Below are 7,741 nucleotides of genomic sequence, written 5' to 3' on the forward strand. Positions count from 1 at the left end.
GTCCCCGTACTCCGACATCGGGCATGCGGGACCGGCGATCAAACGTCCGCCCGCCGCGCGCCTGTGGCACAGCAGCCAGGGCAGCTCAGGCCCTTAGCGGCTCAGCCGCCGGGGGACGAGGTCGACGGCGTCACCGACAGGCACTGCAGCCGCGTGATCTGGAAGACCGTGGCCATGCACAGGCAGGCGGCGAGCGCCTGGAACGCGGCCGCGGCGACACCGACATGGACGTCGAAGCGCGCGTCGGCGAGCGTGTCGACGCTGCCGTGGGTGAACGCGCGCCCGAGGATCAGGCCGAGGAGGGCGCACACCCACCAGGCCGCGACGACGAGGCCCGCGGCCTGGCGTTCGGCCGTCCGGTACCGGCCACTGTTGACCCAGACCTCGTAGACCATGCGCGGCGGCAGCCACAGGTTGACGACGGGGCACAGCCAGCCGAGCAGGACCCAGGCCCGGTGGTGGCGGTGCGGGCCGGGCGACTGCCGGTAGGCGCGCCACAGCCAGATCAGGTACAGCACCCCGGTGACGACGGCCATGACCGCGCTGATGCTGAACACGTCCGCGTAGGGGGCGAGGATCTTGCCGGTCGCGGCGGGGTCGTAGTTGTCGTGGGTGGCCCCGCGCAGCGGATGGGAGAGGCGGAGCAGGCTGATGCCGGAGCCGAGGGCGACGAACGCGTTGAAGCCGAGCAGCATGAAGACGGCGACGCCGACGGCGCGGAAGTCGCGGCGGCGCGCCCATGCTCCGCACGCCGGGCACCGGGTGACCTCGGCCGGGATGATGTCGCCGCACAGCGCACACGGCATGGGTTCACCTCCGACGGCCTTTGCGATTCCCTGCTTTGGATACTACGTACGTTTGACTTGTGCGTCCCGCCGCCGGTTCGGCCCGCCCACGTGTGGATCTTCACACCGGGGGGCGATTTTCACGCTGGGAGCACGAGCCGCGCCATGAGGTAGGTGACGGCCGCGGTGACCGCGGCCCAGGCGGCGAGACGCCCGAGCCCGCCGGTGCTGAGGAGCCGTTCGGGACGGAACCCGGTGACCAGGAGCAGCGCCCACCATTCGGCGGCCAGCGCGATCGTCGCGTACAGCGATCCGAAGCCGATCAGCGCGCACGTCAGGACGACGCCGGCGGGCGTGATCGTGTGCGCGAAGAGGCAGGGCCCGCGGGCCGGTCCGTGGACGCCGCCGCGCAGCCGGGCGAGGACGACGCCCCATCCGGCGGCGCACAGCACCCAGACGGCGACGGCCGCCGTGGGCAGCCCGTTCAGCGACTCCGGTGCCAGCGCACTGTCCTTCCCCCGTGTCCTTCAAGCCCTCCGGTCCCCGTGCCCGCGGGTCAGCCCATGAGGCCCGACTCCCACGCCCACGCGGCCGTCTCGACCCGGTTCCGGGTGGCGAGCTTGCGGTGGACGTTGCCCAGATGCGTCTTGATTGTGGACAGCGACACGTACAGCTCCCCCGCGATCTCCTCGTTCGTCCGGCCGCGGGCGACGAGCCGGACGACCTCCAGCTCCCGGTCGGTGAGCGGCTCGCGGGGCAGGGGCGGCGCGGCGGGCGGCTTCGCCAGGTGCTCCAGCAGCCGGACGGTGATGGACGGCGACACCAGCGACTCGCCGTTCGCCGCCGCCCGGACGGCCTCCAGCAGCAGCGCGGGCCCGCTGTCCTTCAGCAGGAACCCGACCGCGCCGCCGCGCAGCGCCCCGTACACGTACTCGTCCATGTCGAACGTCGTGACGATGACGATGCGGGGCGGGTCCTCGACGCCGGGCCCGGCCAGGACGCGGGTCGCCTCCAGGCCGTCCATCACCGGCATCCGGATGTCGAACAGGCACACGTCGGGGCGGAGGCGGCGGGCCAGTGCGACGGCCTCAGCGCCGTCCGCGGCCTCCCCGACCACCTCCATGTCGGGCTGCGAGTCGACGATCATCCGGAACCCGGTCCGGACCATCTGCTGGTCGTCGGCGATCAGTACGCGGATGGCCACGGCGCCGATTCTGTCAGGTCACCGGTCCCCGGCGGGCAGGACGGCGACGACCTCCCAGCCCCCGTCGGGCCGCGGACCGGCGTGCAGCCGCCCGCCGAGCGCCCCGATCCGCTCGGCGAGCCCGGTGAGCCCGAACCCGCCGGACGGCAGGCGCCGCCCGCGTCCCCGCCCGTCGTCCCGGACGGCCACCTCGACCTCGCCGCCCATCCGCGCGAGCGTCACCCGGACGGACGCGGCGTCGGCGGCGTGCTTGCGGACATTGGTGAGCGCCTCCTGCACGACGCGGTGCGCGGACGCCGCCACCTCGGGCGGCAGCGGGCCGAGATCGGGCGCGATCACCAGCGCGGCGGGCGGATGGTCGAACCCTTCGACGAGTTCCCGGAGCCGCGCGAGATCCCCGACCGGACGCCGGTCGGCCCCGCGGGCGTCCCCGTCGGCCGCGTTGACGTGCTGGGCGTCGCGCAGCAGCCCGACCATGCGCCGCATCGAGGTGAGCGCCTCGGTCCCGGCCTTCTCGATGCCGCCGAACAGGTCGTCGAGCTCGTCCGGCCCGGGCGGCGCCGCCCCGGACCGGGCCGCGAACCGCGCCGCCTGCGCCTGGACGACGATCCCCGTCACATGGTGGGCGACGAAGTCGTGCAGGTCGCGGGCCAGTTCCAGCCGCTCGTCCCGGCGCGCCGCGGCGAGGGACCTGGCGCGCCGCGCGTCCATCGCGCGCAGGTACAGCCCGATGCCGGTGGCGAGCCCCACGGTGATGCCGAGCGGCGCGGTGAACAGCACCGCCGCGAGCGCCGACCAGCGCAGCGGCGTCGACAGGATCGCGGCGCCGAGCAGCAGCGCCGTGGGGACGAGCCGCCGCCGCGGCATCTTCCACGCCGTCCGCACGAGGAGGATCAGCAGGGCGCCGATCTCGGCGAACAGGCTCGGGACGGCGGACCCGGCCTCGGTCCCCGGCTCCATCGCGAAGAGGAGGGTGGTGAGCGCCGACAGCGACCCGGCGACGACCGCCCACACGGCGAAGCGCCGCCCGGAGATCGCGGCGGCGTTGGCCACGGCCGCGACGAGCACCAGCCACGAGCCGGGGTTGAACGGGGGCCCGGCGACAAGGCAGCCCAGCAGGTACAGCCCGGCGAACGCGGCGTAGGCGGTGCGCGCCAGGCAGCCGCCCAACAGGTGGATGCGGTCCAGCCGGGCCCCGATGTCGCTCACGCCCATGGAGCGTACGACCCGCGGCCGACCGCCGGATCGACCGTTCGGCCGATACTCCGCCGCCCGGGACCGATCCCGCGCCCGATGCGGGGGCCGGGCGGCCCCGCGCACGCTGGAGGCATGTACCTGATCTATGTACCGTTCGTCCTCGCGTTCGCGGCCTTCGTGATCTACGGCGGCATCGTGATGCCCGCCATGGAGATCGCCGAGTCGTTCCGCGGCCGCCGCCGGTCCTGAGCCGGCCCTGAGCCGGTCCCGAGCCGGTCGAATAAAGGTTCGAGAATGTCAGAGGGGCCGCGTAGCGTTGACCTTGTGATTCGGGCGACACCTGGGAACAGATGCCGAACCGAGTGGCTTGTACAGGCGTACCAACGGGTATGTGAATGACGGTGGCGATCCGCACCGGCGCGGCCCACCGGGCTTTGGAAGGGGTGTTGGCATGAGCGCAGCGACCGGCACGTTCCATCTCTCCCACCCGCGGCTGGACGGGCCCGCCGAGCGGACCGTCGTCGAGCCGTGGCTCACCGATCTTTCCCATGCGTCGCTGAACGCCTACGCCGAGATCCCGCCCGCGCTGGCCACCGTCGAGGCGCTGCCGATGCGCGCGACCCCGTCCCTGCGGCCCGCGCCCGCCCACGTCGCCGTGGCGGCCTGACCCTGGACCGACGACGAAGGGGACCGAGAAACCTCGGTCCCCTTCACTTTCGCCTGGCTGTCTCATATAGCAAGACTTGTTTCTCAAAGTGTGAGAAACGGTCGTAGGGTGAGGGCACGCACAGAGAGGCGATCCGATGTCCCCTGAAGCGACCTACACCCACGGCCACCACGAGAGCGTCCTGAGCTCGCACACGTGGCGGACCGTCGAGAACTCCGCGGCCTACCTGGTCGATCACCTGCGTCCCCGCGCGTCCGTCCTGGACGTCGGCTGCGGCCCCGGCACGATCACCGCCGGGCTCGCCGAGCGCGTCGCCCCCGGCCGCGTCGTCGCCACCGACTCCGCCGAGGCCGCCCTGGACGAGGCCCGCAAGAACGCCGCCCTCGCCAACGTCGAGTTCGCCGTCGCCGACGTCCACGCCCTGCCCTACGCCGACGGCACGTTCGACGTCGTCCATGCCCACCAGGTGTTGCAGCACGTCGCCGACCCCGTCCAGGCGCTGCGCGAGATGCGCCGCGTCACCCGGCCCGGCGGCATCGTCGCCGCACGCGACGCCGACTTCGGCACCTTGGCCTGGTACCCGGACCCGCCCGGCATGGACGCCTGGATGCCCATCTACTACAAGGTCGCTCGCGGCGACGGCGGCGAACCCGACGCGGGCCGCCGCCTCGTCTCCTGGGCCCGCGCCGCCGGGTTCACCGACATCGCCGCGTCGGCCTCGTCCTGGTGCTACTCCACGCCCGACGAACGCGAATGGTGGAGCGAGTCATGGGGCGGCCGCCTGCTCCGCTCCTCGGTCGCCGACCACGCCGTCGCCGGCGGCCACGCCACCCGCGAAGAGCTGCGGCGCGTCTACGACGGCTGGAAGGCGTGGGCCGCCGCCGACGACGGCTGGTACTCCGTCACCCACGGCGAGATCCTCTGCCGAGCCTGACGCCGGGCGAGCCGGTCAGAACGGGTCGGTGAGGTCGCCTAGCTTGTCCGTGAGCTGGAGGTTGTGGGAGTAGTCGACCGGGACGGTGACGACCGAGACGGTGTCGTCGGCCAGGGCCTTGCGGAGGGTCGGCAGGAGGTCGTCGGCCGCCTCGACGCGGTAGCCGCGGGCGCCGAAGCTCTCCGCGTACTTCACGAAGTCGGGGTTGCCGAACGTGATGTGGGAGCTGGCGCCGATCTCCAGGTCCATCTTCCACCCGATCAGGCCGTAGGCGGAGTCGTCCCAGATCAGGACGGTGATCGGGATGTTCTCGCGGACGGCCGTCTCCAGCTCCTGCGAGTTCATCAGGAACGCGCCGTCGCCGGTCGCGGCGAGCACCCTGCGCTCGGGGTGGGCGAGCTTCGCGGCGATCGCGCCCGGCACCGCGAACCCCATGGACGACAGCCCGTTCGAGACCAGCAGCGTGTTCGGCTCGTACGTCGGGTACATGCGCGCCATCCACATCTTCACCGCGCCCGTGTCGGCGAGGACGATGTCGCCGCGTCCCATGGCCGCGCGGACGTCGGACACGATGCGGCGGGGCGAGAGCGGGAACCCGTCCTCGGTGGCGCCTTCGGCAAGCTCTTCCCGGAGCATCTCTCGGATCCGGTGGTGCGTCGAGCGGAGCTCGTCCGTTGATTGGTGGTGGGTGGGGGCTGGAGGACGGTCCGTGCCGTTGACGTTGAAGCGGCGGTGGACGGAGTCGGCCAGGGCGTGGAGCGTCCGGGAGATGTCGCCCTGGATGCCGACCTCGACCGGGTAGTGGTCGTCCACCTCGGCGGGGAACTGGTGGATGTGGATGATCTTCTTGTCGGCGTTCGGGTTGATCTTGACGGGGTCGAACTCCTGCAGCTCGTAGCCGACGGCGATCAGCACGTCCGCCTCGTCGAAGCCGAAGTTGACGTAGTCGTGGCGCATGAACCCGACCGCGCCGAGCGCGTTGGGGTGGTCGTCGGGGAAGACGCCCTTGCCGTTGAACGTGGTCGCGACCGGCAGGCCGAGGTGCTCGGAGAAGGAGCGCAGCGCGTCGCTCGCGCGGGCGCGGGTCGCGCCGTGCCCGGCCAGGACGACGGGCCGCGCGGCGAGCGCGAGCACGTCGGCGGCGCGGGCGATCTGCGACGGCGACGGCTCCTGCGTCCGGACGACGTTGACCGGCAGCGGCGCCAGCTCGGCGGAGACCTTCACGGCCTCGACGTCCTCCGGGATCGCCAGGTAGACGGCGCCCGGACGCTCGGTCTGCGCCGTCTTGAACGCCTTGCGCACCATCTCGGGCAGCGCCTCGGCCCTGGGCGCGAGCTCCGACCACTTGGTGATCGGGCGGAACAGCGACACCAGGTCGACGATCTGGTGCGACTCCTTGTAGATGCGGTCCAGGCCCACCTGCGCGGAGATCGCCACGACCGGGGTGCTGTTGGTGGTCGCGTCCGCGACGCCGAGCTGGAGGTTGATCGCGCCGGGGCCGAGCGTCGCCGACGCCACGCCCGCCTTGCCGGTGAGCCGCCCGTAGATCTCCGCCATGAACGCCGCGCCCTGCTCGTGCCGGACGAGGACGTACCGGATGGACGAGTCGTTCAGCGCATGGACGAAATGGATGTTCTCCTCGCCCGGAATTCCGAAGACGTATTCGACGCCCTCCGCCTCAAGGGCCCGGACGAGCAGCCGGGCGGCGTTCTGTTGCGCGGGGGCTTCTTGCGTGGACATCGTGTGTCCCATCTCCAGTCTGCTGATCGCCTGGGTTGTGCCTCGTTCAGCATCCGGAGCCCTACCGCAATTCCTGCCGGCCGATGTGTGGTCGCTCTCAGAAATCCGCTCAGGAATCGGCGACGTTCTTGATGGCGCGGAGCGTCGGCTCGTCGCGCACGCCAGCGATCAGCACGGTGGTGACGGGGCTGTCGCGCCACAGCTGGAGGCGCTCCTTGATCCGCCCGATGGGGCCGAGGAGGGAGATCGCGTCGGCCAGCTCGTCGGGCACGGCCCGGATCGCCTCGTCGCGGCGTCCGGCCAGGAACAGCTCCTGGACGCGGGCCGCCTGCTCCGCGTAGCCGAGCCGGCCGATCAGGTCGAGGTGGAAGTTGCGCTGCCGCGCGCCCATCCCGCCGATGTAGAACGCGACGGGGATCTTGGCGAACTCCAGCGCGGCCTGGAGGTCGTCGGTGACGATCGTGACGACGGTGGCGGCGATCTCGAAGCCGTCGGGGCGGTTCGCCAGCGACGCCCCGAACACCGGCTCGATCTGCGCCGGGTCGACGAACAGCGGCAGCCAGCCCTGCGCGATCTCGGCGGACAGCGCGACGTTCTTCGGCCCCTCCGCGCCCAGGAAGACGGGGATGTCCGGGCGGACGGGATGGACGATCGACTTCAGCGGCTTGCCGAGGCCCGCGCCGCCGGGCAGCGGCAGCGGGTAGTGCGGGCCCGCGCTGGTCACCGGGGCCTCGCGGCGCCAGACCTGCCGGACGATGTCGAGGTACTCGCGGGTGCGGGCGAGCGGCTTTGGGAACGGCTGCCCGTACCAGCCTTCGACGACCTGCGGGCCGGACGCGCCGAGCCCGAGGATGACCCGCCCGCCCGACAGCGCGTCGAGCGTCAGCGCGTGCATGGCGGTTGCGGCGGGGGTGCGCGCCGAGAGCTGCGCGACGGCGGTCCCCAGCTTGATCCGGGACGTCCTGGCCGCGTACCAGGACAGCGGGGTGAACGCGTCCGAGCCGTACGCCTCGGCGGTGAACACCGCGTCGTAGCCGCAGCGCTCGGCCGCGAGGACGGTGTCGGTCTGGTCGTCGACGTCGCGCTGCCAGTAGCCGACGTTGATGCCGAGCTTCAGTTCCGCGGTCACGGTGCACCCTCCCGGTTGTGGTCGCGCCCGGCCATCGTCGCACCGCGATACTAGAACAGGTTCTATTTTCCGCAAAGGTCAGGGG

At 72.2% G+C, this 7,741-nt stretch carries 8 protein-coding genes; 2 read left to right on the forward strand and 6 right to left on the reverse strand.

The window, feature by feature from the left end; all coding sequences use genetic code 11:
- Positions 1–101 precede the first annotated feature (101 nt).
- The 4 genes from E1264_RS37165 to E1264_RS37180 all read right to left on the reverse strand — a co-directional run bounded on the left by E1264_RS37165 (position 102) and on the right by E1264_RS37180 (position 3,198).
- The gene (locus E1264_RS37165) at positions 102–806 is read right to left on the reverse strand and encodes a DUF4328 domain-containing protein (RefSeq protein ID WP_132181326.1); all 705 of its coding nucleotides are present in this window, start codon (positions 804–806) and stop codon (positions 102–104) included.
- A gap of 119 nt (positions 807–925) precedes the next feature.
- Positions 926–1,237, reverse strand: coding sequence for a hypothetical protein (locus tag E1264_RS37170; protein WP_243711408.1), 312 nt, complete (start codon positions 1,235–1,237; stop codon positions 926–928).
- A 104-nt stretch (positions 1,238–1,341) separates the two neighbouring features.
- Positions 1,342–1,989 (reverse strand): response regulator transcription factor, encoded by a 648-nt coding sequence (locus tag E1264_RS37175; RefSeq protein ID WP_132181330.1) that lies wholly within the window; start codon positions 1,987–1,989, stop codon positions 1,342–1,344.
- 18 nt (positions 1,990–2,007) lie between these two features.
- Positions 2,008–3,198 (reverse strand): histidine kinase, encoded by a 1,191-nt coding sequence (locus E1264_RS37180; protein WP_243711409.1) that lies wholly within the window; start codon positions 3,196–3,198, stop codon positions 2,008–2,010.
- A gap of 439 nt (positions 3,199–3,637) precedes the next feature.
- On the opposite strand from E1264_RS37180, the gene E1264_RS37185 reads away from it, so the two are divergent.
- Together E1264_RS37185 and E1264_RS37190 are read left to right on the forward strand one after the other, a co-directional pair.
- Complete coding sequence (locus E1264_RS37185; RefSeq protein WP_132181334.1) at positions 3,638–3,853, forward strand: hypothetical protein; 216 nt, start codon at positions 3,638–3,640, stop codon at positions 3,851–3,853.
- Positions 3,854–3,989: 136 nt separating this feature from the next.
- Positions 3,990–4,787, forward strand: coding sequence for a methyltransferase domain-containing protein (locus tag E1264_RS37190; RefSeq protein ID WP_132181336.1), 798 nt, complete (start codon positions 3,990–3,992; stop codon positions 4,785–4,787).
- Positions 4,788–4,802: 15 nt separating this feature from the next.
- On the opposite strand, the gene E1264_RS37195 is transcribed toward E1264_RS37190, so the two are convergent.
- Positions 4,803–6,527, reverse strand: a complete 1,725-nt coding sequence (locus tag E1264_RS37195; RefSeq protein WP_132181338.1) for an acetolactate synthase large subunit — start codon at positions 6,525–6,527, stop codon at positions 4,803–4,805.
- 109 nt (positions 6,528–6,636) lie between these two features.
- Positions 6,637–7,656, reverse strand: a complete 1,020-nt coding sequence (locus E1264_RS37200) for an LLM class F420-dependent oxidoreductase (protein ID WP_132181340.1) — start codon at positions 7,654–7,656, stop codon at positions 6,637–6,639.
- Positions 7,657–7,741: the final 85 nt, after the last annotated feature.

This window comes from Actinomadura sp. KC216 (genome assembly GCF_004348535.1).
In the GTDB taxonomy this organism is placed as follows: Bacteria; Actinomycetota; Actinomycetes; order Streptosporangiales; family Streptosporangiaceae; genus Spirillospora.

Coding starts and splice junctions, on each gene's coding strand:
- E1264_RS37190 (WP_132181336.1), top strand. CDS start 3,990: ATGTCCCCTGAAGCGACCTACACCCACGGCCACCACGAGAGCGTCCTG.
- E1264_RS37165 (WP_132181326.1), bottom strand. CDS start 806: ATGCCGTGTGCGCTGTGCGGCGACATCATCCCGGCCGAGGTCACCCGG.
- E1264_RS37195 (WP_132181338.1), bottom strand. CDS start 6,527: ATGTCCACGCAAGAAGCCCCCGCGCAACAGAACGCCGCCCGGCTGCTC.
- E1264_RS37185 (WP_132181334.1), top strand. CDS start 3,638: ATGAGCGCAGCGACCGGCACGTTCCATCTCTCCCACCCGCGGCTGGAC.